This window comes from Paraburkholderia sp. GW821-FHT02A12, from assembly GCF_059422005.1.
Window position 1 is genome coordinate 4,302,327 of the sequence record NZ_JBWKWA010000001.1, and the last position, 22,894, is coordinate 4,325,220.

Annotated in this window: 25 protein-coding genes and 2 pseudogenes; 16 read left to right on the forward strand and 11 right to left on the reverse strand. The window is 61.6% G+C overall.

Annotated elements, in window-relative coordinates:
* Positions 1 to 266: 266 nt before the first annotated feature.
* The 3 genes from AC07WT_RS19880 to AC07WT_RS19890 all read left to right on the forward strand — a co-directional run bounded on the left by AC07WT_RS19880 (position 267) and on the right by AC07WT_RS19890 (position 4,041).
* Positions 267 to 1,700 carry a DUF2957 domain-containing protein gene (locus AC07WT_RS19880; protein WP_494948177.1) on the forward strand — a complete coding sequence of 478 codons (1,434 nt, stop codon included), beginning with the start codon at positions 267 to 269 and terminating at the stop codon, positions 1,698 to 1,700.
* A gap of 102 nt (positions 1,701 to 1,802) precedes the next feature.
* Positions 1,803 to 3,047 (forward strand): DUF2957 domain-containing protein, encoded by a 1,245-nt coding sequence (locus AC07WT_RS19885; RefSeq protein ID WP_494948178.1) that lies wholly within the window; start codon positions 1,803 to 1,805, stop codon positions 3,045 to 3,047.
* A 169-nt stretch (positions 3,048 to 3,216) separates the two neighbouring features.
* Positions 3,217 to 4,041, forward strand: coding sequence for an OmpW/AlkL family protein (locus tag AC07WT_RS19890; RefSeq protein ID WP_494948179.1), 825 nt, complete (start codon positions 3,217 to 3,219; stop codon positions 4,039 to 4,041).
* 268 nt (positions 4,042 to 4,309) lie between these two features.
* On the opposite strand, the gene AC07WT_RS19895 is transcribed toward AC07WT_RS19890, so the two are convergent.
* Positions 4,310 to 4,945, reverse strand: a complete 636-nt coding sequence (locus AC07WT_RS19895) for a LysE family translocator (RefSeq protein WP_494948180.1) — start codon at positions 4,943 to 4,945, stop codon at positions 4,310 to 4,312.
* Between the two features lie 173 nt (positions 4,946 to 5,118).
* Positions 5,119 to 5,988, reverse strand: coding sequence for an NAD(P)-dependent oxidoreductase (locus AC07WT_RS19900; protein ID WP_494948181.1), 870 nt, complete (start codon positions 5,986 to 5,988; stop codon positions 5,119 to 5,121).
* Between the two features lie 96 nt (positions 5,989 to 6,084).
* Here AC07WT_RS19900 and AC07WT_RS19905 point away from each other — a divergent pair, with 96 nt between their 5' ends.
* The gene (locus AC07WT_RS19905) at positions 6,085 to 6,891 is read left to right on the forward strand and encodes a Mut7-C RNAse domain-containing protein (protein WP_494948182.1); all 807 of its coding nucleotides are present in this window, start codon (positions 6,085 to 6,087) and stop codon (positions 6,889 to 6,891) included.
* A gap of 72 nt (positions 6,892 to 6,963) precedes the next feature.
* Positions 6,964 to 7,242: a hypothetical protein gene (locus tag AC07WT_RS19910; protein WP_492592711.1), complete on the forward strand. Its 279-nt coding sequence runs from the start codon at positions 6,964 to 6,966 to the stop codon at positions 7,240 to 7,242.
* 133 nt (positions 7,243 to 7,375) lie between these two features.
* Here AC07WT_RS19910 and AC07WT_RS19915 read toward each other — a convergent pair whose 3' ends face one another.
* Complete coding sequence (locus AC07WT_RS19915) at positions 7,376 to 7,588, reverse strand: hypothetical protein (RefSeq protein WP_492592710.1); 213 nt, start codon at positions 7,586 to 7,588, stop codon at positions 7,376 to 7,378.
* Between the two features lie 215 nt (positions 7,589 to 7,803).
* Positions 7,804 to 8,556, reverse strand: a complete 753-nt coding sequence (locus AC07WT_RS19920; RefSeq protein ID WP_494948183.1) for an IclR family transcriptional regulator domain-containing protein — start codon at positions 8,554 to 8,556, stop codon at positions 7,804 to 7,806.
* 88 nt (positions 8,557 to 8,644) lie between these two features.
* Between AC07WT_RS19920 and AC07WT_RS19925 the strand changes: the two are divergent.
* The 3 genes and pseudogenes from AC07WT_RS19925 to AC07WT_RS19935 all read left to right on the forward strand — a co-directional run.
* Positions 8,645 to 8,815: pseudogene (locus AC07WT_RS19925) on the forward strand (slipin family protein); the annotation flags it as partial.
* Between the two features lie 58 nt (positions 8,816 to 8,873).
* A complete protein-coding gene (locus AC07WT_RS19930) occupies positions 8,874 to 10,085 on the forward strand; it encodes an RtcB family protein (RefSeq protein WP_494948184.1) in 1,212 nt (403 codons plus the stop codon).
* A 3-nt stretch (positions 10,086 to 10,088) separates the two neighbouring features.
* The gene (locus AC07WT_RS19935) at positions 10,089 to 10,316 is read left to right on the forward strand and encodes a DNA polymerase beta superfamily protein (RefSeq protein WP_494948185.1); all 228 of its coding nucleotides are present in this window, start codon (positions 10,089 to 10,091) and stop codon (positions 10,314 to 10,316) included.
* A gap of 41 nt (positions 10,317 to 10,357) precedes the next feature.
* Here the strand turns inward: AC07WT_RS19935 and AC07WT_RS19940 are convergent, their stop codons facing one another.
* The 5 genes from AC07WT_RS19940 to AC07WT_RS19960 form a co-directional block, all read right to left on the reverse strand.
* Complete coding sequence (locus AC07WT_RS19940; protein ID WP_492592706.1) at positions 10,358 to 10,609, reverse strand: hypothetical protein; 252 nt, start codon at positions 10,607 to 10,609, stop codon at positions 10,358 to 10,360.
* Between the two features lie 782 nt (positions 10,610 to 11,391).
* Positions 11,392 to 12,087, reverse strand: coding sequence for a DUF2242 domain-containing protein (locus AC07WT_RS19945; protein WP_494948186.1), 696 nt, complete (start codon positions 12,085 to 12,087; stop codon positions 11,392 to 11,394).
* 171 nt (positions 12,088 to 12,258) lie between these two features.
* Positions 12,259 to 12,909, reverse strand: a complete 651-nt coding sequence (locus AC07WT_RS19950) for a lytic transglycosylase domain-containing protein (protein WP_494948187.1) — start codon at positions 12,907 to 12,909, stop codon at positions 12,259 to 12,261.
* Positions 12,910 to 13,191: 282 nt separating this feature from the next.
* Positions 13,192 to 13,866, reverse strand: coding sequence for a helix-turn-helix transcriptional regulator (locus AC07WT_RS19955; protein WP_494948188.1), 675 nt, complete (start codon positions 13,864 to 13,866; stop codon positions 13,192 to 13,194).
* An 8-nt stretch (positions 13,867 to 13,874) separates the two neighbouring features.
* Positions 13,875 to 14,129, reverse strand: coding sequence for a helix-turn-helix transcriptional regulator (locus AC07WT_RS19960; protein ID WP_494948189.1), 255 nt, complete (start codon positions 14,127 to 14,129; stop codon positions 13,875 to 13,877).
* A gap of 148 nt (positions 14,130 to 14,277) precedes the next feature.
* On the opposite strand from AC07WT_RS19960, the gene AC07WT_RS19965 reads away from it, so the two are divergent.
* The 3 genes and pseudogenes from AC07WT_RS19965 to AC07WT_RS19975 all read left to right on the forward strand — a co-directional run.
* Positions 14,278 to 14,925, forward strand: a complete 648-nt coding sequence (locus AC07WT_RS19965) for a glutathione S-transferase family protein (protein ID WP_494948190.1) — start codon at positions 14,278 to 14,280, stop codon at positions 14,923 to 14,925.
* 157 nt (positions 14,926 to 15,082) lie between these two features.
* A complete protein-coding gene (locus AC07WT_RS19970) occupies positions 15,083 to 15,343 on the forward strand; it encodes a DUF6723 family protein (protein ID WP_494948191.1) in 261 nt (86 codons plus the stop codon).
* Between the two features lie 148 nt (positions 15,344 to 15,491).
* A pseudogene (locus AC07WT_RS19975) lies at positions 15,492 to 15,635 on the forward strand (chromate transporter); the annotation flags it as partial.
* A 44-nt stretch (positions 15,636 to 15,679) separates the two neighbouring features.
* Here the strand turns inward: AC07WT_RS19975 and AC07WT_RS19980 are convergent.
* Positions 15,680 to 17,245, reverse strand: a complete 1,566-nt coding sequence (locus tag AC07WT_RS19980) for a diguanylate cyclase domain-containing protein (RefSeq protein WP_494948192.1) — start codon at positions 17,243 to 17,245, stop codon at positions 15,680 to 15,682.
* Positions 17,246 to 17,734: 489 nt separating this feature from the next.
* On the opposite strand from AC07WT_RS19980, the gene AC07WT_RS19985 reads away from it, so the two are divergent.
* A complete protein-coding gene (locus AC07WT_RS19985) occupies positions 17,735 to 18,646 on the forward strand; it encodes a CHAD domain-containing protein (protein WP_494948193.1) in 912 nt (303 codons plus the stop codon).
* A 206-nt stretch (positions 18,647 to 18,852) separates the two neighbouring features.
* On the opposite strand, the gene AC07WT_RS19990 is transcribed toward AC07WT_RS19985, so the two are convergent.
* On the reverse strand, positions 18,853 to 19,050 hold the full coding sequence (locus AC07WT_RS19990; protein WP_492592699.1) for a DUF3562 domain-containing protein: 198 nt from the start codon (positions 19,048 to 19,050) through the stop codon (positions 18,853 to 18,855).
* 403 nt (positions 19,051 to 19,453) lie between these two features.
* Here AC07WT_RS19990 and AC07WT_RS19995 point away from each other — a divergent pair, with 403 nt between their 5' ends.
* The 4 genes from AC07WT_RS19995 (at position 19,454) to AC07WT_RS20010 (ending at position 22,887) form a co-directional block, all read left to right on the forward strand.
* Complete coding sequence (locus AC07WT_RS19995; protein ID WP_492592698.1) at positions 19,454 to 19,900, forward strand: hypothetical protein; 447 nt, start codon at positions 19,454 to 19,456, stop codon at positions 19,898 to 19,900.
* Positions 19,901 to 20,252: 352 nt separating this feature from the next.
* Entirely contained in the window at positions 20,253 to 20,948 is a 696-nt protein-coding gene (gene phoU / locus AC07WT_RS20000; protein ID WP_492592697.1) for a phosphate signaling complex protein PhoU, read from the forward strand.
* A 176-nt stretch (positions 20,949 to 21,124) separates the two neighbouring features.
* Positions 21,125 to 21,487, forward strand: a complete 363-nt coding sequence (locus tag AC07WT_RS20005; RefSeq protein WP_492592696.1) for a hypothetical protein — start codon at positions 21,125 to 21,127, stop codon at positions 21,485 to 21,487.
* A gap of 92 nt (positions 21,488 to 21,579) precedes the next feature.
* Positions 21,580 to 22,887 (forward strand): TolC family protein, encoded by a 1,308-nt coding sequence (locus AC07WT_RS20010; RefSeq protein WP_494948194.1) that lies wholly within the window; start codon positions 21,580 to 21,582, stop codon positions 22,885 to 22,887.
* Positions 22,888 to 22,894: the final 7 nt, after the last annotated feature.

The following is a 22,894-nucleotide window of genomic DNA, read 5'->3' on the forward strand; positions in this document are numbered from 1 at the left end:
TCCTGATTTTTCCGCGAACGATCGTTCGAAGATGATAGAGCCTTTTTGCTGTTTCGCTTGCCTGGTAAGCGTGTGCGGCGAAGCAACGGTACCGCTGTGCCAGCAAAAATTCCTTTTTGTTTAAAAGGCCCGCCAGCATCCATCCAGCATGCATCCCGCAAAAAAGGCGCTGTTTGAATCAGTCTTTTTAGACGGTTCTTTCAATTGACAGGCATTAACTGCGCAGCGAAATTACTTCGCACAATTACATGAAGGGAGACAGCAGGATGTCGCGTGCCATTATTCGAGGCTTGACAACGGCCATTGCCACGGTCCCATTTCTCATCGCTTGCGGCGGCGGCAAAGCCGACAATCCCAGCGCGATCAGTGCGCCGCAGTGCTCGGGTTCGAGCTGCGGCGTCCAGGGTCCGCCGGCTCAGGGCGCGGGCCCAGCCGCGCTGTGTCCGGCCAATGCGGACATCGTCAAGACCACATTCCTCGGCGGCGCAGGCAGCGGTGAAGTGGTGCAACTGAATATCGACGCCACCGCGATGACCTACACGCTGAAGTGGCTCAAGTCGCCGATCCCGTTGACCAGCGCCGACGTCACGGTGACGCGTGAAGGCACGCAGATCACCGGCGCGGTGATTCACCCGCCGACCGGCACGCTGCCGACCGCGGAGCAGACACGTTGCGCGTTCATCCTCGGCAAAGGCACCGGCACCGCGGCTGCCGACGGCACGACTTACACGACGCCCGACTTCGTCAACAACCCGAACCCGCCGATGATCCTGGTCGGCCTGGGCGTAGCGGGCGGCGGCATTCCTGGCGCGACGGTCGAGTACGCCGGGCTGACCATTGCTCCGTTGCCGGGCCTGCAGAACATCGGCGCCGTGCCCAAGCGGCATTTCGACTTCTATCCGTTCCTCGGCTTTGCCAGCACGACGACGGACCTCACCAAGCTGGCTGGCACCTACAACGGCCTGCTCTACCACATCGTGCCCTCGGGCTCTTACGCGGCAACGGCCACCAACACGGTTGAAACCTTCGATGCAAGCGGCAACTGCACCGGCTCCAATCAGGCCAACGCCGCCTTCAACCCGAGCACGAGCGGATGCCTGACGACCGGTACGGCGTGGACCGTCAACAGCAGCGGCTACTTCGACAGCCAGCAGGCGCCGCAGATCGGTGCGCAACTGAAGCTGCCGCCGTTCAATCAGCCGAGCGGCAAGTCGGCTCAGGCACACATGATTCTCGGTCAGATCAACGGTGCGACGGTGCCGCTCGTCATCCGCACGGGCTCAGTGAATCTTGGCACGGCGCCGTTGCATCTCGACGCCAAGGTCGACGACGAATCCGGCATCGCCATGCTCGCCACCGCCACACCGCTCGCATCCGGCGGTTTCGACGGCGGCTATGTCGGCGCGGACTCGAACTTCAAGTACACCGCGACGTTGATCCAGGCCGGCGTGGGCACCTTCATCAACCCGACGACCTCCACGACGGAAGACGGTTTCGGTTTGGGCTACGGCCTGCCGAGCCCGGGGCTGGTCGCCGTGCAGGACAAGAACGGCAAGACCGGTTTGGCGATTGCCTCCGGCGGCCTGTACGCGATCGCCATTCAGGACACGATGAATGGCGGCGTGGCGCCGACCTCGCAACTCAATGGCTCCGCTGCCGGCGCACCGTACTTCGGCGTCGGAGCGCAGATCAGCAAATAAGGGACGGCCAGACAGCAGTTGGCAGTACGAGAAATAACTAGAGCAAGAGAGGTGGCTGGACTGGGAGCCGGCCACACACAACGAGAAAATTCTGGAGGCGGTATGAATTGGAGATTCCTTTCGGTGCTCGCTCTTGCGGCACCGTTGCTGGGGGCGTGCGGCGGTGGTGGTGGCGGTGACGGACCGGTGACTGAAGTTCGCCTGTGTCCTGCTTCGCTCGACTACGGCACGGTGTTCACGGGCGGCGGCGGCGACGGCGAACTGGTCAAGCTGCAACTCGATACGACCAGGATGACCTGGCAAGTCAGCTACATCGAATCGCCGATTCCGGCGACCCCCGGCACCGTCGTGCCAACGCGCGCCGGTCAGACTGCAAGCGGCACGCTGACGCAGGAAACCTTGCTGCCGACGAACAAGCTCAATCAGTGCGCTTTCCGGCTGAACGGCGCGAGTCTCGATCCGAACCGTCCGGCGCGGATTTTCGTTGGCGAAGGCGTCGCGGGCGGCACGATTCCGGGCGCGGAAATCTCGTTCGGCGGGATTCTCGGCGTGGGCGCGGTACCCGATACCAAGTTCCCGTACTACCCGTTCATCGGCTTCTCGTCGATTGAAACAAACATCGCGAATGTGGCGGGCACCTACAACCAGCTCGGCTATCACCAGGTTCCGTCGCAAAACTTCGCGCCGGTCGCGGTCGATTCGAAGATCACGATCAACGCGGACGGCACGTGGAGCGAGTGCGACAACTCCGGGGTCAACGCGGGCAAGTGTCAGCAGCCGGGCACGAACCTCGTGCAGGCGTCCGACGGCAGCGGCGCGTTCCAGACCAACAACTTCCAGGGCCAGGCCAAACCGACGCTCGCCACTACGCCGAAAGCCAGGGGCTACATGATCGTCGGCAAGCTGCGCAACCAGCTGGTGCCGATCCTGGTTCGCGCCGGCGCAGCGAACTCGTCGGTCACCGTGCCGCAGAACGGCGAGCTCGGACCGTACGCGGACGACGAATCGGGCATCTCGATCCTGGCGCCGCAAAACGCGATCGCGCTGAACTCGCAGAACGGCGAGTACATCGGCGTGGATAGCCAGTTCGACTACCGCACCACCGCACTCGAAGGCACGCAGGCCACGCTGCTCGATCCGTTCAATCCGTCGCAGGCTTCGCTTGCGACGGCACTGGATCTGAGCTTCACGCAAACCGTGCCGGGCGTGGTGACGACGACCCATGTGGGCGCCTCGACGGGCACCACGCCGACCGGAAAGATGATCTTCACGGGCGGCGTGTTCGGCTACCTCGATCTGACCAACGCGGCCTCGCCGTACTTCACGATCGGCGCCTTCGTCCAGTAACGGGCGAAGCACGCGCCGCCTGCACGCAACGAGGGCGTTTGCGTCCCGGCTGCTGCGTCCGGCAACGACGCGGCAGCCGGCGCCCACAGAGTATTCAGCGCAACGGCCGGGCCGCCGGGCCGCCGCCACGCGCCTTTCCAGGCGCGCGCGCATCAGGAGGGGGAACAACATGAAAAAAATCTATCTCGCGGTACTGGCCGCTTGCCTGTCCGCCAGTGCTCACGCCCAGCATGCGGGCGACAACGTCGCCGTATTCGGCTGGTTTCACGTCATGCCGCAGGATTCGAGCACGCCGCTGACCACCAACGTCGCGCCGACGCCGATCAATACGCCGCTGCGTCTGCCGAGCTCGTTCACGTCGGCCGGCACAGGCTTGTCGACTACCAAAGCCGACACCGCCGGCCTCGTGTTCAGTCATTACCTCACCGACCACATCGCGGTGACGACGGTGGCGGGCGTACCGCCGGTCTTCAAGATCTATGGACACGGCACCATCAAGCCGCCGGGACCAGCGGGCGCGCTCGGCCAGCAGAATCTCGGCGATCCGCAGACCAATCCGATCGTGAAGAGCGTGCGTCAATGGAGCCCGGCGCTGCTGTTCCAGTACTACTTCAATGCGCCGACCGCGAAGTTCAGGCCGTTCGTCGGCATCGGCGTGTCGTACAACTGGTTCTCCGATGTCCAGCTGAGCCCGAACTTCGTGCAGTCGACGCAGAACAACCTCGGCGCGGTGCTGGCCGCCGGCGCGGGCAAGCCCGGGCAGACGCAGGTATCGGCGAAGGCTTCGTCGTCATGGCAGCCGGTGTTCAATGCGGGTCTGTCGTACAACATCACCGATCACTGGGGCATGGTGGCGTCGGTCACGTACATCCCGCTGAAGACGACCTCGTCGGTCATCATCAAGGCGGCGGACGGCACGGAACTGGGTGTCTCCAAGGCGGAGCTGAAAGCGGATCCGATTATTTCGTTCCTGGCCGTCTCGTACAAGTTCTAGGTTCGACGCAGACGTGACAAAGCCGGCGGCCCTTCCAGGGGGCAGCCGGCTTTGTCGTTCGGGATTCCGGGCGAAACGCGAAATTCAGGGTAAAAAAAAGCCCGCCTAAGTTGGCGGGCTGAATCCATATCAGAGGAGACATGGAGGAGACAAGACGAACTATAGCAAGCGGTTTGGTGCGGCGCAACATTCAAATTAGGGTTGACCCTCGTCGTTGCTTACACGCAACACTTTACTGGTCGGATTGATGACGGCGCTAAGCGCCCGCCTAGTGGCGCACTAGCGCCATCATCGCGCCGAAGCCAACAAACACCCCGCCCGTCAGACGATTGAACATCTTCGCGACGCTGCGGCTCTTCAATTTGGCGCCGATCCGCGTGCCGAATCCGGCGTACACGAGATACCAGCTCACCTCGATGACCGCGAACGTGGCGACGAGGACGCCGAACTGCGGCAGCTTCGGCTGCGCGGCGTCGATGAATTGCGGCAGCAGCGCGGCGGCGAACAGAATCGCCTTCGGGTTGCTGCCGGCCACGAGGAAGCCATTGCGAAACAGCGCGGCGCGCGAACGCGCGGGTTTTGCGGCCAGTTCGTCTGCTTCGCCGGCGGCGGCTTCGTCGGCCGGCGCACGCCATGCCTTGATGCCCAGATAGACGAGGTACGCGGCGCCGATCATGCGCAACGCGTTGAACATCGCCGGCCATGCTTCGAGAAACACGCCAAGGCCTGCCGCCGACACCGCCAGCATCAGAACCAGCGCCGACAGACACCCGGCCATGGTCGCGCTGGAGCGGCGCAGGCCGTGCCGGGCGCCGTGAGTCATGACCAGCAGCATGTTCGGGCCAGGAATCGCGGAAACGACGAAGACGGTGGCGGCGAATAGCCACCAGGTATGCAGACTCATGAGAATCGACGCGAAAAAAAGATCGGGCGGCTATTATGCCCGCTCACGCGGATCCGCGGCGCAGCAGTGCTACTTGACTTCCAGCGGCAGCCCGCGGCGGCTCAGCGCCGGAATACAGAAATCGCCACGCCTTGCGGACTCGCCTTCGCCCGACACCGCCCACGCGCGGAGATTCAGCGCCCTGCCCGCCGCGCCGCCACCTCGCCCAGCACCGCGAAGTCTTTCTCGCCGTCCCCGTGAGCCACCGCTTCCAGCAGGCTGTCGCGCACGACGCTCGCAATCGGCAGCGGCGTCGTCACCGCGTCGGCGGCGGCCAGTGCAAGACGCACGTCCTTCAGCCCAAGGCGCGCCTTGAACAGCGCCGGCTCGTAGCGCTGCTCCGCGATCAACTTGCCGTAGCCCTGATACACCGGGCCTGGGAAAAGACCGCTTGTGATCACGTCGAGGAAATCCTGCATCGCAACGCCGTGCCCGGTCACCAGCGTCGCCGCCTCGCCGAGCGTCTCGACGGCGGCGGCCAGCATGAAGTTCGCCGCCAGCTTCATCACGTTCGCCTGCTGCGGCAGCGAACCGATCCGCCACGTTTTCTGGCCGATGACGTCGAAAATCGGCTGAAGGCGGTCGATCGCCTCGGCCGGGCCGCCGGCGACGATCGTCAGCTTGCCCGCCGCCGCGACGTCGGGCCGCCCCAGTACCGGCGCGGCGACGTAATTGACGCCGCGCGACGCATGCGCCGTCGCCAGTTCCTCGGCGAGCGCCACCGAGATCGTCGCCATGTTCACGTGGATCAGGCCGCGCGTGGCGTGCTCCAGCAGCGACGCGGTGATGACTTCGCGCAGCGCGGCATCGTCGGCGAGCATCGAGAACACAGCGTCGCCCGCAAACGCTTCGGCCGGAGTCGCGACGATCCGCGCACCCGCCTCGGCGAGCCGCTGCGCGCGTTCCGGCGAGCGGTTCCACACGCGCACCTGATGCCCAGCTTTCAAAATATTGGCAACCATCGCGGCGCCCATCTCGCCGAGACCGATAAAACCGATGTCCATCTGTCGCTCCGTCTTTTCTAAAGAACTGGAAGTAAAGCACACCCGTGCGACACGTGCAGGACAGCACGCATCGAAACACGGTGCGATACTGATGCGATGGTCACCGCGACATTCCGCTTCTATGAGGAGCTGAACGACTTTCTCGCCCGGCCGCTGCGCCGGCGCGCGTTCAGTTGCGCCTGCGCGAACGGCGCCACCGCGAAGCACATGATCGAGGCGCTCGGCGTGCCGCATACGGAAGTCGAGCTGATTCTGGTGAACGGCGAATCGGTCGGTTTCAATCACCCGGTCTCGGACGGCGACCGCATCGCCGTCTATCCGAAGTTTGAAGCGCTCGACATCCAGCCGCTGTTGCGCGTGCGCGAGCGGCCGCTGCGCGTCATGCGCTTCATCGCCGATGCGCATCTGGGCGGTCTCGCGCCGCTGCTGCGGCTAGCCGGCTTCGATACACTCTACGACAACCATTACCCCGACGCCGATATCGAAACGCTCGCCGCCGAGGAACAGCGCATCGTTCTAACGCGCGACCGCGAGTTATTGAAACGCCGCACTATCACGCACGGTTGCTACGTGCGCACGCTGAGGCCCCGCGAGCAGTTGCGCGAAGTGTTTGAACGGCTCGATCTGGCCGGCAGCGCGCAGCCGTTTCGCTTGTGCCTGATGTGCAATGCGCCGTTGCGGCGCATCGCCAAAGAAGAAGTCGCCGGCCGCGCGCCCGAAGGCGTGCTGGAACGGCATACGCAATTCGTCACCTGCGACGTCTGCCGGCGCGTGTTCTGGGAAGGCACGCACTGGCAAAGAATGCGCGCGCTGATGGACAGCGTGGCCGGTGCACCGGACCGGGCTGCCGGAGCGGCACCCGAGCAGAAATCGATCGGCGCCTGCACGCCGCGTGAGTCCTGAGCGCCGCCGCTCACGTAGTGCGTGGCGCGATGCGTACAATGCGGGATTACTTATCTGGCAGAGGCCTTCCGTATGGCGATGAAAAAGACCGACCTTGAAAAGAACAAGGCACTCAAGCTGAACAACGCAATGAAACTGGCGACCACCGACCGTTTCGGCAAAGCCGCGGCCGCCGAGCCGAAACTCGATCGCCGCGAGCAGCGCAAGCTCGATCAGGCGCAGGGCCTCGTCGCCTTTGCCTGCAAGCTGGACGGCGAACTGGTCGCGCAACTGAAAGAACGGGCTGTCGCGCATCCGCACGGCATGACCGGACTGCTGAACGAAGTCATCAAACGCGGCCTCGCGGGTTAAGGTTGCCGCGAGCGCCATTGCCGCGCGGCACCTGCGCGACGGGCAGGCAAACAACAAACCGCCGCCCGAATACAAAAAGGCCAGAGCAGAAGCTCTGGCCTTTTTGCAGGTGACGCTGAACTATAGCTTCAGCTTAGTTCGCCGTGCCCTTGTCGTTCGTGCCGGCTGCCGAAGCGGCTGCCGAAACCGGAGCGCGCTTGCCGTGCGTCTTCAGCTTCTTGATGTGGTGCTTCTTCGGCGTGCTAGCTGCAGCTGCCGGCGCTGCTGCGTCCGATGCCTGTGCGAAAGCTTGAACGGAAACCAGCGCGATCGATGCTGCTGCGAGCGAGACGATAACTTTTTTCATGTGTTGTTCCCCAAACCTGAACGGCAGAGTCGATGTGAATGAATAAGCTGCACGGTAAAGCAGACATGGCTTGAGCGCCTTCCCGCTCCCCGCGGGAGAGTATTACGCAGTGTAGGCGGTTTGTCATGCCTAAAACTCGATATGTATTTTCCGGGAGACACGTTGCTTTCACTCATTAAATACATCGCATTAGGGCAATTACCTAGGTGATCGTTTTAGACCAGGTTGCGCAGCAGGCTGGCGGTTTCCTGCAAGGTCGGCAGCACCCGGTGCAGCGCGGCGTTTGCCGACTCCTGGCCGATCGGCATGCTGACGCTGATCGCCGCCACCACCAAGCCGTGCCGGTCTCGCAGCGGCACCGCAACACCGCGCATACCCAGTTCCAGTTGCTGATCGGTGACCACATAGCCATTGCGGCGGATTTCGCCGAGCACTTCGCGCAACTGCCCGACTGTCGAATACGTGTACGGCGTGAACACCTTGATCGGGTACGAGGCGAGCCACTGCTCGATATCCTCCGGCGCGCGAAACGCCAGCAGGACCAGGCCCGCCGACGACAACGGCGCGGGCGCTCGCGAGCCGAGCACGAATCCGACCGCCATCGCCCGGTTCACGCCATTGCGGGCGACGTAGACCACGTCGTGTTCGTCGAGAATCGCAACCAGTGCGGTTTCCTGAACGGTGGCCGTGATGCGCTGCAGGAAGGGTTGCACCGTGCGCGGCAAGCGCGCCGAATCCAGATACGACTGGCCGAGCCGCAGCACCCGCGGCGCTAGCCAGAACAGCTTGCCGTCGGTGTCCACGTAGCCGAGTTCACGTAGCGTCAGCAGATAGCGGCGCGCCGCTGTGCGCGACAGCGCCGCACGCGAGGCCACCATGGTCGGTGTCATGCGTGTGTGCGCTTCGTCGAATGCTTCGATGATCGCAAGCGCCTTGGCGGCGCCGGCGATCCAGTCTTTCTCGTCCATTGTGTTTACCTGAAAATCGGTCGGCTCGGCGGCTCAGCCGCTCCGTGAACGTCATGGCTGTTGCGCGATTATCGCGCGACGAGCGCCCTCGCTGCTGAACACCGAGAAGGTGATGGAAGAGAACCCGATGGCCTTGCGCCTGAAGGAACTCGAAACGCTCGAGCGGATCGCGGAACGCATCGACCGGATCTCCATGTTCGGCGGGCTGGATCAGGTGCTGAACGGACTGGTGAGCATCAAGGGCGCGCAAACGTCGTAGAGTTAAAGTGCGGCCGCGGTGAGACAGGCGGCCGCTGTACAAAAGAGAGAGAAGCAAAATGGATTACCAACTGATGGAAGTCGCGGACGGCAAGCCGGTCAAGATGTGGACCGAAGGCGTCGCCGTCGACGATTTTGCACGCGATCAACTCATGTACACGGCCAGGCTGCCGTTCATCTTCAAGCACCTGGCGGTGATGCCGGATGTGCACGCGGGCAAAGGCTCGACGATCGGCAGCGTGATTCCCACGCTCGGCGCGATCATTCCGGCGGCGGTCGGCGTGGACATCGGCTGCGGCATGATGGCTGTCCGCACTACGCTCAAAGCAGCGGATCTGCCGGACTCGCTGGCCGGCCTGCGCAGCGCAATCGAACGCGCGGTGCCGCACGGCCGAGCGCCGGGCCGGCGTGATCCGGGCGCGTGGGAACGGCCGCCGCAGCCGGTCGACATCGCGTGGAAGTCGCTCGCCGCGGGCTTCAAGCGCATCGTCGACAAGTATCCGAAACTCGCGCGCACTAACAACTACGTGCATCTGGGTACGCTCGGCACCGGCAATCACTTTGTCGAAGTGTGCGTGGACGAAGCGGACAGCGTGTGGTTCATGCTGCACAGCGGTTCGCGCGGCGTCGGCAATGCGATCGGCAATCTGTTCATCGAACTGGCGCAAGCGGATATGCGGCAGCACCTTGCCAATCTGCCGGACTGGAACCTCGCCTACTTTGAAGAAGGCAGCGCGCACTTCGACGATTATGTCGAAGCGGTCGGCTGGGCTCAGGACTACGCGCGGCAGAATCGCGAACTGATGATGGGCGCGGTGATCCGCGCGGCGCAGTCGATTATCGCCAAGCCGTTTTCGCTCGATGAGCACGCGGTGAACTGCCACCACAACTACGTGCAGAAGGAACGTCACTTCGGCACGGAGATTCTGGTGACGCGCAAGGGCGCGGTGTCGGCGCAGAAGGGGCAACTCGGCATCATTCCGGGCTCGATGGGCGCGAAGAGTTTTATCGTGCGCGGGCTCGGCAATGCGGAGAGCTTCTGTTCATGCAGTCATGGCGCGGGTCGTGCGATGAGCCGCACCGAAGCAAAGCGGCGCTTTTCCGTCGAGGACCAGATCAAGGCGACGGCGCACGTCGAATGCCGTAAGGACGCAGGCGTGATCGACGAAATCCCGATGGCCTATAAGGACATCGACGCCGTCATGGCGGCGCAGCGCAGTCTCGTCGAGGTGGTCCACACGCTGCGGCAAGTGGTGTGCGTGAAGGGTTAGCGGGTGCGCGCGGATCGATGTTTCAATGATCTGTCGCTGCTCGCCGAAATCAATGCGCTGCTCGCGCTGAAAATGCGGGCGGGCGAAGGCGAATATGGCCCGCGGCGACCGGCGATCCATCGGTTTATCGAAGCGCCGCTAGCCGATGTACAAAGTCCGTCTGACTACAAACGGCCCGAGGGCGACGCTGCCATGCTGGACGCCTATCTGCGCGACGTGATCCGCTCGTAGAGCCTCGGCACCGTCGTCGAAGCGCCTCGTGCGCTTCGACATTAAGCCGCGCGCGGCTGGGCGAACATTTTGGGCGTGTCCCCAGTGGGTGGGAACACGCACCAGCAGCCGTCGTCGTGGCGAAAGAAAAACAAACCGCGCGAGCCGGTTTCCAATGAGGCCTCGACGCGGACATAACGCCTGCCACCCAGCCTGGTACGGCTGAATTCGGTCACGTGAACCGGAATCGAGGGTCCCGGCGCCAGCCATTTCTCGACCAGGAAACGCAGCGAATGCTCGCTCGCGGCTTTCATGATCCGCTCCGGACCGGTTTGTCTTGACGTGATTCGCGCGCGGCTTCGGTGCTTTCGTCACTGTCGCCGGCTGCGTCCGCATCGTGTTCGGCGGATGCGAGGGCCATGGCCCGGTTGGTCGCCGCCGCCCGCAGCGTGCTGCAATGAGCGGCATGCCTGATATCCGAAAGAAGGCGGACTAGCTGTCGTGCTGTTCTGCGTTTCATTACACCCCCCGCACCGCACCAATAACTTCATAAAACACTTTAACTCTATGCCTGGATCGGGCGTTGCTGAATAGGTTTTGACAAAATAGCAACAGTTGCGCTTGCAAAATGAGACACGCAATCTTCGTACCGTCCGACTTCAATGTGCGCGCCTCGGAGCGTCAAAGTATGTACGGTGGCGAGCGGATGGCATCGATGAAAAGCTGGCGGAAGCGGCATGTGGAAGTCACTGCGAAGAACCCGAGTTATCCACGTCTGCCTATGGATAACGTCGGGATAGCGGGTCGGACAGCCTGTGCGCGGAATCTTGATAAGACGGGCCGAAGAGCGAGCGCCGCCAAAGTTATCCCGTCTTCGTAGTTTTTCTACAGACGTGTTCCGCAAGGTTATGGTTTTCGCATGCCGTTGATGCGGCGGGGAATTTAAGACTTATCCACAGAAGGGCTTAGCCCTTGTTAACTATTACTACATATATATACGTATGAAGTAAAAGACATAGGATAAGTACCGCTGCACGCTGAACTCAAGGGCTGAACATGCGCCGGGCAATCACGGCGCAAGCGTGGCCAGATGCAATCAGGGCGCTATGCCACTCGCGCTTGCAGGTTGCACGGAAGCAGCCTTCCCTACCGCTGCGGGCATCGCCGGAACGGGCGATGGAGATCGCAATGGAACCGAGCCTTCGACCGGCACGGGCAACATGCGCGTCTCGATGCGGCTGTTTGACACCGGCTGCGTGCGCACCACCGTCTGCAGATAGTGGTCGACGAGGCCGAAGAAACGGTCGTAGAACTTCCCCGACGGAATGGTCTCGCTTGAAATCTTTACCATCGCATCGCTGTTCGAACGGATCGGCAGCGACAACGACCCCAGCACGCTCAACCCGACGCTCGCCGACGTATCGCTTTTCTTCAGGGCAAAGCCGTTTTGCACGGCGTTCACATAGACGATGCTCGTATCGCTCGCCTCTTCACCCGGTGTACAGACGACATGAAATTCCACGACGACGTGCGAATCCCCGGTGGGCTGAAAATTCTTCGTACCGTCGACGGTATCGGTGCGCGTCATGGTTGTCAGATAGCCCTGGCTCAGCAAAGCGCGGCGCGCGGCTTCACAGGTATCGGTGGTGCTCGAGTTGAAATTGCGGGCGTAGGGGCTCGCGCCCGTTTCGAATAATTCCTGCTGGAATTTCGGCTGCGGGGTGCTGCTGCAAGCGGCAAGCGCGAGCAACCCGAGCGAGGCGGCGGTGGTTTTGAAAAACGAGGTGAACATGATCGATCGGAAGGGGCGCTACGTGAACTCGACTGGGAATGCATTGTAGAGCGCGTTGCGCAAGCTGCGTAAAAAGCGTGCAGCCCGCGCGTGGCGCCGCCTTACATGGCGTGACGGCCGGTTACAGCGCCGCGGTCGGCTGCAACGTATAAGCAGAAAAGGGGCAGGAGCTCAGTTCGAAGCCGCGGGCAATCCGTTCGACAACCCCGACGCGCCGATCGTCCCGGCAGCGTTGCCGGCCGGCATTGCAAAGGAGTTGGCCCAGTGGCCCGGCGCCGCACAACGATCGGCCGGACGCGCCTCGCACATGCCGGCCGGCACGTCCGGCTGCCGCGCCGAGTCTTGCGGGCCGGCCACTTCAGCGAAGTCTTCGACGCGCAAGCTCACCTTCTGCGCGTACGTCTGCGAGCCGCCGTAGCTCTTGAGCGCAGCGTTCAGGTCGCCATTGGCCGAGCGCATGTAGCCGTACAGGATCGCCGAACCGACGTCGATGTTAGTGGTCGGCTCGGTCAGGTCCTTCACGTGTCTCAGCATCCCTCTGTGGGCGCCTGGCACGACCTGCATCAGGCCGGTTGCGCCGTTGGCGCCCTTGGCCTTTTCCTTGAAGCGGGATTCGATCGAGATGATCGCCAGCAGCAGTGCCGGCGGAAGTGAATACTTCGAGGCGGCGGATTGCACCGCGTCCGAAATCTTTTGAGCCTTTTCCTTCGCCAGACCGAATTTTTGCGTCAGATACGCGGACATGCGGTCAGTGTTTTCCTCAGCCGTTGCGGCTTGCATCAGGCCGAGCGAAAGCACGATCAGGCAAAGTAACCGGCTCATGACGGAGGATAGAGAAGGAAGGGAATTCGCGAATTATAGCGCTGCCCCAAAATGAGGTACCGATCAGCCAAAATTCGTCTTATCAAAGCGGGCCGGCCGATGTGGAAGAACACCCCGCGCGCCGCGGTGTCACGCAGCGATCCTGACTTGAACAGCCTGCAATTGCCCTCCCCGCAGGATTGCTGACCAGTGTTTCGACTCGTAACTTATGTGCCGTTAGTTGCAATTTTCCATCGAGAGAGTGCTCAACTTAACTGGTGCGCATCGGATCGGGCGGCGGCGTCATTGCCCGTAGCGGCGATGCAAGGCCGCGGCAACCTCCGCCATCTGCGCGCGCAGTTCCGGCGGCGCCAGCACTTCGGCTTCGGCGCCGAAGCGCAGTAGCTCCGCACACGCCTGTCTCACCGAGCCGACGGGCAGCGTGACGGTGCGCGAGCCATCCGCCGCATCCGGTTCGCTGATCGTGGCCGCGGCACGCGCGAACGGCGACACGAAGGCTTCGAGCATTTGCATGCCCCACGGCGACAGACGCAGCGTCGCCTCGCTCGCATGCATCTGTTCGGACAGACGCTGTGTGCTGTCCTGCCAGAACGCAGCGAGATCGAAGGCGGCCGGCCGTTCGAAGGTGTCGTCCAGCACGTTCAAATCGCGAATACGAGAGATGCGGTAGATGCGGATATCCGCATCTACGCGCCCGGCCACATACCACGCGCCGCTTTTCAGCACGATGCCAAGCGGTTCGATCCGGCGAAACTTTTCGGCCTTCCAGCTTTGATAGCGAATCTGCAACGGGTGCTGTTCCCAGACCGCGTTGGCGATCAGCGGCAGATGCGCGGGCTGATCTGCATCGGAGAACCAGGCGGGGGCGTCGAGGTGAAAACGCGAGCGCATGCGCTCGGCGGTGGAGCGCAGTTCGACCGGCAATGCGGCGAGCAGCTTGGTTTGCGCGCCCGCCATCACCGCACCTAGGCCAAGCGCCTGCACAGGCCCCGGCAAGCCGGCGAGAAACAGCGCCTCGGCTCTTCTTGCGACGACAGACCGTTAAGGCGCGTGCGGTAGCCGTCTAGCAACCGGTAGCCGCCTTCCGCGCCGCGCTCGCTACGCACGGGGACGCCTGCGGCGCTCAACGCGTCGATGTCGCGATAAATGGTGCGCAGCGAGACCGCGCATTCGTCGGCGAGCGATTGGGCCGTGACCTGCCCACGCGCTTGCAACGTCATCAGAATGGAAAGTAGGCGGCATGGCTCGCATGCGGACAAGTGTAGTGATACCTGACACAAACTGACAGGTATGGGCGCTTAAGATGGGTGAACCCAGTGCAGCATCATTGTTGCCAATGCTCAAGACGTTTAACCAGAGGGCCTCGCCATGACCACAGACCGCACGATCACGCTGTTCCATTCACCACAATGCCGCTCGATCAGTACGCTCACGCTGCTCGAAGAACTCGGCGCCCCGTATCAGCTGAAGGTGCTGAACATGAAGGCCGGCGAGCAGCGCAAGGCGCCGTATCTCGCGATCAACCCGCTCGGCAAGGTGCCGGCGATCTATCACGGCGACGCGCTGGTGACCGAACAGGTCGCGATCTTTATTTATCTGGCCGACCTGTTCCCGGAAGCCGGCCTCGCGCCGGCGTTGAACGACCCGTTGCGCGGGCCGTATCTTCGCTGGCTGGTGTACTACGCGGCGTGCTATGAGCCGGCGCTGGTCGACAAGTCGATGAAGCGTGAGCCGGCGCCGCCGGCGCGATCACCTTATGGAGATTTCGATTCGATGATCGGAACGGTGGCCGCCCGGTTGCAAGCATCTCCCTATTTGCTCGGGGACAAGATTTCCGCCGCGGATATCTTGTGGGGCATCGCGCTGCATTGGGGGATGCTGTTCCAGCTGGTGCCTGAAACACCGGTATTGCTGGGGTACGCCGAGCGCATTTGCGCGCGGCCGAGTTTCGTGAAGGCGAGCGAGATGGACATGGCGCTCGCGGCCGAACATGAGGCAGCGCTCAAGGGCGCGTGACGGGCGTTGTCCGATCCAGGTCGAGTGCGGCAGGCGGGTTGCGTTTCAGGTTGAATCCACGGAGATTTGAGACAATGAACGCCTTCCCCGGAACAACCGGGTGAAGCTCCGGCTTTCTGAGCAGATGCTGCCCCATCGAACAAGAGATGTTTCAGGTATGAGCAAGACCGCATTTATTCCCAGCGTACCCGCGACGTCCGAGGAAGACTTTGAAGTTTCGGCGACGTCGAAACTGGCCGGCTACCGACGCTTCTTCGGCGTGTTGAAGGTGGTTCGAACGACCGACGGCCGCGTGCTGTTCCCATTCGACGGCGCGCCGGAACTTGGGCCGTTTCCCACTAAGCTGGAAGCGGTAGCGGCCGCGCAAGTGTACGGCGAACATATCGTGACCAGCGATCTAGTGCGTCCGGAGTTGTAGACGCTGAAGCGGTGCATCGACGCACCGGCGCATCCGCTCATTGCGGAACATCCAATCGAAGACTGCAGCGTTCGGAGTTTCAATGCGACAAAGTCGATTTGCGCCGGAGGATGAAACGGGCAGCCGCCGCGTCGAAGCGGTCGAGCCGGTGGTGAGCCTCGGCGGCGCATATGCGGTGCTGCCGTACGTCTGTCAGGGCGCCGTCGATCATTACCACTGGTTGAGCGGCCTTCAGATGATAGATGGCCTCGCGCTCGGCGAAACGACGCCTGGGCCGATGGTGTGTGCAGTGAGAAACGGAAGCAGCCGGGTGCTCGCGCTTGCGGGGCGCGCGAGCTATTGAGACCTTTGCAATGTGGGCGAGCGAGTCCCACAAGGAATTTCCTCCGCGGTCGAGAAGCGATACGTACCCTTGCCGGCTTCCTTTGCGTCGTACAACGCCGCGTCGGCTCGCTTCATCAATCGTTCGAAGGACTCGCCGCTCGCCGAGAACGCAATGCCGATGCTGGTGCCGATGCTGACAGCCTCGCCGATTGATAGCCAATACGGCGTGGCTATTTGGCGGATAACGCGTTGAGCGAGTGCGACGGCGCCGGAAGGTGTTGCGTTCTCGAAGACAATGGCGAACTCATCGCCGCCGAGTCGCGCCACCAACTCTTCACGTTGAAGCAACTCTCGCAATCGGTTTGCGACGGTTACCAGTACCTCGTCTCCGGCATGATGACCAAGTCTGTCGTTAACCTGTTTGAAACCGTCCAGATCGAGATACATCACCGCCACTGCGGGTTCGCGGTTTGCCGCGGAACGGCAAAGTATCCGTTCAATCTCGTCGCGCAGTTCGCGGCGATTGGGAAGGCCCGTGAGTGGGTCGTGACGCGCCAGATAGAGGATTTTCGCTTCGGACTCCCGGCGCTCCGTAACGTCCTCGATAATGATGACAGCGCTTCCATCGGGTACCGGGTTTCGGGTCATCTCGAGCTGGCGGCCGTCGTTGAGTTCCATGTCGAACGGACTCCCTTCCTTTGACAGCCATACAGCGCACTGCTCGACAAGTTGCCTTCTGAGCGTTTCCCCAAACTTCACCAGTCCCACATGGCCGATAAATTCCGGGAGCGGGACGTTGAGCTTCAGCATTTCGACAGTCGCGCCGAACAGTTCTGCGGTTCGGCGGTTGGCAATAATCACCTTGCCGGCGCTATCAATCGTGCATAGCCCGTGAGGCATATGCGCCAATGCGGCGTCGAATCTGGCTGCAAGTTCAGCATGTCGCTGTTCAGCCGTCATCAGGGCAACGAGCACCTGATAGTGTCTCCGGACAACCGAAGCCATTGCGGCGATGTACATGAAGAGTGGCGGCACGAGAATCCACGACCCGCCGCGAGGTGCGAGCAGCGCGCCCAGACCAATGGGTAATGCGCCCAGGCAAATCTGTGCGATGGCCAGACGGGGCAAGGCTGCATTTCTCGACGCTATACCGCCAAGAATTCCGGCGGTTACCATGACGGCGAGTGAGGCCAACTCCGCATCCGGGGACATGACACAGGCCATCGTCCCGATGCCGAACAGGAAGCAGGCCAGCAGCGAAACCGGCGCGTAGTGCGTTGCCCACGGACCCGGATGGGTCGCTTCTGTCCGGTTGCGCACGACGTAGGCATGCGCGATGCCGAGTCGCGCGGCGAGGACGCATATATCCGCTACCAGCCATAGAGCCGCCCACATCTGATGCAGACGGACGAGGGCAATGAACGCAACAAATGCGCTGGCGAGGCCCGACAGGAGCAGTGGCCGGGTATTCTCAAACAACGTCGATAGCAGTGACGACCGGATGGCAGCTGTAACCTGCCCGTGCCCCGACGACGGTGTCGCAAGAATTGAATTGAGGATGGACGTCCTGCCTGACATAGTGTGGCCGCGCGGTGAAGGTTAGTTTCCGGGCCGCGTCAATCGACGGCAACTCTCTGCGTTTACGGCGGAAGCGGTTACTTTCTTGATGGGCGCAGATACTTACTCGACATGCTAAGCCAATTCGCCTGATATATGCACGGATGGTCGCCCCCCGTATGGAACCAGCAGGTGTCCGCCAATGCAGCAGTCTGGCTCGTGCTGTGCGAGCCAGGTCACGTGACAACGTCCCACGCGGTATTGAGCGAGCGTCATTGTCCCAGGCACGCGACCCGAATCATCGTTAAGCATTGACAGGCATAAGGGATTTTCCACGGTACTTCGGTGAGACCAAGGGGCGCATTGGCTTTCGGTCATTCGTCGTTGTACGATCTGAACGGATGGGCAGATAGCGTCCGAAATCATGGCGCGTCGTGGAGCTACCGTGTGAGCAGGTGTTAGCCGCTGGCTATCTCCCTCCACAATGCTAAATTCGCGGGTGTCCCGGAAATGAACTCCCACATTCTCGTGCCGGCAACAGCCGGAGCGTCCACACCGATTGCTGGCGACGACAGCGGAAATGTGGATTCGATAACACCGGCAACGTCGACGTCCGACGCGTTTGTGCGTTTGGCGACGTCAATTTCTGGAGACGCTGCGCGGCGTGCTCGCGCATTGCATTTGAAAGCAGACCCTGAAGTCCTGCACAAGCTTCGTGTCGCTCTACGCCGGCTGCGCTCGCTCTGGTGGGCGTACGAGCCGCTACTCGACCGGAAAGACTCGGAGCTGCAACGTGGAGAGTTCAAATCCCTGGCCAACGCTGCAGGCAAAACTCGCGACTGGGATATCCTGCGCGACCTGCTTGCCGCTGACCGGTCGATGCAGCCGGTTTTTACCTCGCTCATCGAGTCTGTAGACGTGCATCGCGCCGACGCCCTGTCGTTCAGCCGCAGGACAATCGGGAACGCCGGCGTTGAACAGATGCTGCAGCGTGCGCTGGCAGGCGCCCGACACCAGTTGGATTCGCGAGCCAACACTCTGACGCTCGCCGGGTTTGCCGAGGACCGTGTGGAATCGGTTGAGAGGACACTGAGGAAGCGAGTGAATCGAGCGGTATCGGATAAATATTCAGGGTACGCTGCGCTTCACGAGGTGCGAATCGCGGCGAAGAAGCTGCGATATCTGCTGGAGTTCTTTTCGCCGGTCCTCGATGGCAGTCATCAGGCGACAATTGAGCGGTTGACGTCGTTGCAGGACGAACTCGGGAAGCTCAATGACCTCGTCACGAGCGAAACGTTACTTCGAGAGTATTCGTTCCAGCTCGGCGAGCGAAAGGTGGTCGAAGAAGCCGTCAGGTATCTGCAAGACCAGAAGAGGCATCACATGCACAACGTGCACAAGATATTGCGCACGACACGATAGCCGTTCAGCCAGCGCCCCGCCCTAACGCCCAGTCTCACTTACCTCCCGGCGGATTTTCGTTGCTTCGTTTCCGCGCGGCGCGATAGATCGGAGTCGTCGTCAATGACAGGGAACCCCGGGAATGCTGCAACCCTGAGCAGCCTCTCCAGTACCCGAGATCGACACTGGGTATCGTGAGGCGATTTAATGAACTTTGTGGCGCTCGCCTAGTGCCGATCTTGCGGAACACCGCGCAGATTTTCACGAACGCGTTTGGTGACCAGGACGGTCAGGTAGTCCAGGATTCGCGCACCGTCGCTGTATTCGGCCCACGTGTCCGCATACATTTTCGACACAGTCTCAGTCGGTGTATTGGTGTCGGAGGCAATTGCCTTGACGACATCTTCAAAGTTGGGCTGGACCATGGTGTGCTCCTGACTTTCGAAGGGAGGGCGCGCGCCTGCGGAAAGCCGATTAAACGATGTTGTCGACCCGCATGCAAATTGAATCGATCTATCGTTGAGGCAGGTCAGTTGTCGTCATTTTGTCTACACAGATTCTGTCGTTCACCTGACTGGTAGCGTGCCTACTCCACATCTCCGCGACGGCCACTAGCGACCCGGCAGATGCACACGTCGAGCGCGCACTGCACAAATTCAATCGTTTCAGAGGCTTGCCCCGCTTGCTCGCGAATCGTCCACAGCCTTGCAAACAGATTACGTGGACAATTTGCGAGCCATATCCGTAGGGTAGTATCGCCGATGCAGTCTGGGAAACGCTCAAAAACCGTATATACTGTTTATATCATTTCCCCATCAGGAGATGGACATGAGCGAAGCAAGCATCAGGAAGCCGACAAAGAAGGCCTTTCACTTTCCCAAGAACGTAAACGGCCACGCGAAGGCCGATGGCAAGCAGGCACATGAGGTAAACGCGCCGGCCAGCGAAGTCGCAGATGCGAAACCTGTCTCGACAAAGGCCGCAAAACAGAAGCGCGCCGCAGCGGTCGAGGCGGCGCCAGCCAGTCCCGCTGCTGAAATGAAGCCGAAGCGCGAGAAGAAGGAAAAGGTCGTGCGTGACAGCTTCACCATGCCGAAGTCCGACTACGAAAAAATCGCGGCGCTGAAACAGAAGTGTCTTGACGCAGGCGTGTCGGTGAAAAAGAGCGAGCTACTGCGGGCTGGCCTGCTCCTGCTCGAATCGGCCGCATCCAAGCGTCTGCTGGCCGCTATTTCTGCAGTCGAAACCGTCAAGACCGGTCGACCAGCAAAATAGTAGCGGGGCGATTTCCCCACTGGACGTGGCTAGCGTGCTTCCGCATCGCACGCTAGCAATTCTTCGTTGCTTATGTCCGCCTCGCGCGACTTGGACTGTCGGTTGCTCGCCCGAACCAACGGTCTGACAGGACTGCACAACCGTCGCGCCTTCGAGGAAACGACACTGACGGAGTGGTAGCACGTACAACGAATCAGGCACCCATTGTCGATGCTTCCGTCGACGTTGAGCCCTTCAAGGGTTTCAACGATTTGTACAGGCACTCCGTGGTTGATGACGCAATGTTTGCGGCCGCCAATTGCGTCGTGTAACGGAGGTTTGAACCACTGGCGAGTTCGGCCGAGGAGCGAAGATGTCGGATAAACATCTTTCCAGCAGGTTTGACGTCGACCTCAACCGGCTTTCAACGAGGCTGCTCGAAATGGGCGGGCTGGTCGAGGCACAGATTACATGCGCGATGGAGGCGCTGAACACCTTCGATTTGACACTTGTTGAGCAGGTCCGTGAGGGTGAACACCGGCTCAATGCGATGGAAATTGAAATCGACGAGGAAGTGAGCAACATCATCGCTCGTCGACAGCCCACGGCTCGTGACCTGCGACTTCTGATGGCTGCCTCGAAGTGCGTCACCAACCTCGAGCGTGCAGGCGACGAGGCCAGGAAGATTGCGAAGCGAACCCGCCGCATCGCCATGGAGACCAACGCGCGAACCGTTAACATCGCTGAAATCAAGGCCTCCGGCGAAATGGCATCACACATTCTTCGCCGGGCGCTTGATGCATTTGCGAGGATGGATACCGTTGCAGCCGCGCAGATTGTCCGGGACGACGAAGCTATCGATAACGAGTTCGAGACCTTCGTGCGCAAGCTCATAACGTCCATGATGGAAGACCCCCGGACAATCTCGATGGGACTCGACTACCTGTTCATAGCGAAGGCCATTGAACGTATCGGCGACCACGCGACCAACATCGCTGAGTTTGTCGTCTACGTTGTTAAGGGTACCGACGTTCGCCACGTGCCCCGAGAGCAGATTGAGCATCGCTGAAAAGTATTAACGTTCGACCACTTCGACGAGACAGCGTGCCACAGCATGGACCTTCCCACGGCGGGAAGGTCAAGGGGCAGTAAGCGCTTTAATCGAGCGACCGCTGTGTGCGGAGGGCGACGCAGGCTACAAATTCCATGGAACATGAATAAAATACCTTCGCTATAATCCGAGCCATGAAATTTCTCCGGACATTGCTGCTCCTGTTGCTTTGCGCTGTGCTGCCCATCAGTGGGCTGGCAGCAAGCGGGCTGACTGGAGAATGTCCGATGCAGATGAGCATGGGCTCCGACGATGGTAGTGCGATGTCTTCGGAGATGCCGGGCTGCGAGACGATGAAATCCTCGCAGCCGGGGAAAGCCAAAGGCTTCTTCTGCAAGGTAACGGCGCAATGCCAACTCGGTAGTCTGTATCACCCGGTCTCCACTACCGAGGTAACCCGTCCCGCCGGGCTGTCCAGCCCCGTCGCCTTCCATTACGCACAGTCGCTGTCCGTCCGTGAACCGGCCGGTCTCTGGCGACCTCCTCGCGCCATCTAATCCCTTTCTGACAGGTTCGCCGCGTTTGCGGCGAGGTCGTCCTGCGTCCAGGACGTGGATTCCCTGTGGGAGTCCGCCGTTGGGGTTAGAACATGCCTTTAACTATTGGCACGCCGTCATGCCGGCGTGCACCACTGCGCACGCGTTCGCTCGTCGCCGCGCTGATTTTCACGAGCGTTGCTGCACACGCTCAGGAAGCACCCGTCACGCTTGATGCGGCGCTCCAGTCTGCTACCGACCGCTCTGCCGCCATGGGGGCTGCGCAGGCTTCAGTCCGTGCCAGTTCAGAGTTGGCCGTCCGGGCCGGCCAGTTGCCCGACCCGATGCTGAAGGCTGGCGTCGACAACCTGCCGGTGAACGGGCCGCAACGGTTCACCATCGGTCAGGATTTCATGACCATGCGCCGTATCGGCATCGAACAGGAATGGGTGTCTGGCGACAAGCGACGGCTGCGGTCCGCTCTGGCGAACGACGTCGTGGACCGCGAGCGCGCCGGCTATCTGGCCCAGCTCGCGAACACGCGCCAGCAAACGGCCACGGCGTGGCTGAACGCGGTCTATGCGAAGAAAGCTGTCTCGCTGCAGCAGGAACTCGTTGACCACATCACCCATGAGCTGGATGCGACGAAAGCCTCTTATCGTGGGGCGAAATCGACTGCGGCCGATGTCACGCAAGCCCAGGCAATGCTGGCGCAGACCCAGGACCAGTTGCTGAAGGCCCAGCAGACGTTTCAGACCGCACTCATCGGCCTGTCCAGATGGACGGCCGTTCCCGTATCCGATGTGGCCGGCGACCCGCCGGCACCGCAATCCTATGTATCGTCCCTGCCGCCCGACGAGCTTCGTCAGGTGCAACCGGCACTCGTCGCAGCCGCCCGGGACATTGCCGTAGCTGACGCCGATACCGCTGTCGCCAACAGCAACCGCCGCCCCAACTGGACATGGGAAGTCTCCTACCAGCAACGTGGCGGGCAGTACTCGAACATGGTGTCCGTTGGCGTCAGCATCCCGCTGCCCCTGAACCGCAAGAACCGTCAGGACCGTGACGCCGCCGAAAAAGCGGAACTTGGCACCAAGGCGCGCCTGATGTACGAGGACGCGCAGCGTCAGGTCGAAGCGGATATCCGCACGCAGTCCGCAACCCTGACCAGTGGTCGCGAACGCATTACCAATCTCACCCATTCCCTGCTGCCGGCTGCGGACCAGCGCGTGCAACTCGCGGCTGCGGCGTACAAGGCAGGCACCGGGTCGCTGGCGGACACATTCGCTGCAAGGCGTGCGCAACTCGATGCTCAGCTTCAGGTGCTCGACCTGCAGCGCGACGTATCGCAAACCTGGGCCCAACTGGAATACCAGGTCGTGCCCGCCTCGATGTCCGCTTCGATGCCCGTCAGTCAGTGAAGGAGAA

Bases quoted from the DNA above. Each gene is read 5' to 3' on its own strand.
- AC07WT_RS19880 (WP_494948177.1), top strand. From the start codon at position 267: ATGTCGCGTGCCATTATTCGAGGCTTGACAACGGCCATTGCCACGGTC.
- AC07WT_RS19885 (WP_494948178.1), top strand. From the start codon at position 1,803: ATGAATTGGAGATTCCTTTCGGTGCTCGCTCTTGCGGCACCGTTGCTG.
- AC07WT_RS19890 (WP_494948179.1), top strand. From the start codon at position 3,217: ATGAAAAAAATCTATCTCGCGGTACTGGCCGCTTGCCTGTCCGCCAGT.
- AC07WT_RS19895 (WP_494948180.1), bottom strand. From the start codon at position 4,945: ATGAGTCTGCATACCTGGTGGCTATTCGCCGCCACCGTCTTCGTCGTT.
- AC07WT_RS19900 (WP_494948181.1), bottom strand. From the start codon at position 5,988: ATGGACATCGGTTTTATCGGTCTCGGCGAGATGGGCGCCGCGATGGTT.
- AC07WT_RS19905 (WP_494948182.1), top strand. From the start codon at position 6,085: ATGGTCACCGCGACATTCCGCTTCTATGAGGAGCTGAACGACTTTCTC.
- AC07WT_RS19910 (WP_492592711.1), top strand. From the start codon at position 6,964: ATGGCGATGAAAAAGACCGACCTTGAAAAGAACAAGGCACTCAAGCTG.
- AC07WT_RS19915 (WP_492592710.1), bottom strand. From the start codon at position 7,588: ATGAAAAAAGTTATCGTCTCGCTCGCAGCAGCATCGATCGCGCTGGTT.
- AC07WT_RS19920 (WP_494948183.1), bottom strand. From the start codon at position 8,556: ATGGACGAGAAAGACTGGATCGCCGGCGCCGCCAAGGCGCTTGCGATC.
- AC07WT_RS19930 (WP_494948184.1), top strand. From the start codon at position 8,874: ATGGATTACCAACTGATGGAAGTCGCGGACGGCAAGCCGGTCAAGATG.
- AC07WT_RS19940 (WP_492592706.1), bottom strand. From the start codon at position 10,609: ATGAAAGCCGCGAGCGAGCATTCGCTGCGTTTCCTGGTCGAGAAATGG.
- AC07WT_RS19945 (WP_494948186.1), bottom strand. From the start codon at position 12,087: ATGTTCACCTCGTTTTTCAAAACCACCGCCGCCTCGCTCGGGTTGCTC.
- AC07WT_RS19950 (WP_494948187.1), bottom strand. From the start codon at position 12,909: ATGAGCCGGTTACTTTGCCTGATCGTGCTTTCGCTCGGCCTGATGCAA.
- AC07WT_RS19955 (WP_494948188.1), bottom strand. From the start codon at position 13,866: ATGGCGGGCGCGCAAACCAAGCTGCTCGCCGCATTGCCGGTCGAACTG.
- AC07WT_RS19960 (WP_494948189.1), bottom strand. From the start codon at position 14,129: ATGACGTTGCAAGCGCGTGGGCAGGTCACGGCCCAATCGCTCGCCGAC.
- AC07WT_RS19965 (WP_494948190.1), top strand. From the start codon at position 14,278: ATGACCACAGACCGCACGATCACGCTGTTCCATTCACCACAATGCCGC.
- AC07WT_RS19970 (WP_494948191.1), top strand. From the start codon at position 15,083: ATGAGCAAGACCGCATTTATTCCCAGCGTACCCGCGACGTCCGAGGAA.
- AC07WT_RS19980 (WP_494948192.1), bottom strand. From the start codon at position 17,245: ATGTCAGGCAGGACGTCCATCCTCAATTCAATTCTTGCGACACCGTCG.
- AC07WT_RS19985 (WP_494948193.1), top strand. From the start codon at position 17,735: ATGAACTCCCACATTCTCGTGCCGGCAACAGCCGGAGCGTCCACACCG.
- AC07WT_RS19990 (WP_492592699.1), bottom strand. From the start codon at position 19,050: ATGGTCCAGCCCAACTTTGAAGATGTCGTCAAGGCAATTGCCTCCGAC.
- AC07WT_RS19995 (WP_492592698.1), top strand. From the start codon at position 19,454: ATGAGCGAAGCAAGCATCAGGAAGCCGACAAAGAAGGCCTTTCACTTT.
- phoU (WP_492592697.1), top strand. From the start codon at position 20,253: ATGTCGGATAAACATCTTTCCAGCAGGTTTGACGTCGACCTCAACCGG.
- AC07WT_RS20005 (WP_492592696.1), top strand. From the start codon at position 21,125: ATGAAATTTCTCCGGACATTGCTGCTCCTGTTGCTTTGCGCTGTGCTG.
- AC07WT_RS20010 (WP_494948194.1), top strand. From the start codon at position 21,580: ATGCCTTTAACTATTGGCACGCCGTCATGCCGGCGTGCACCACTGCGC.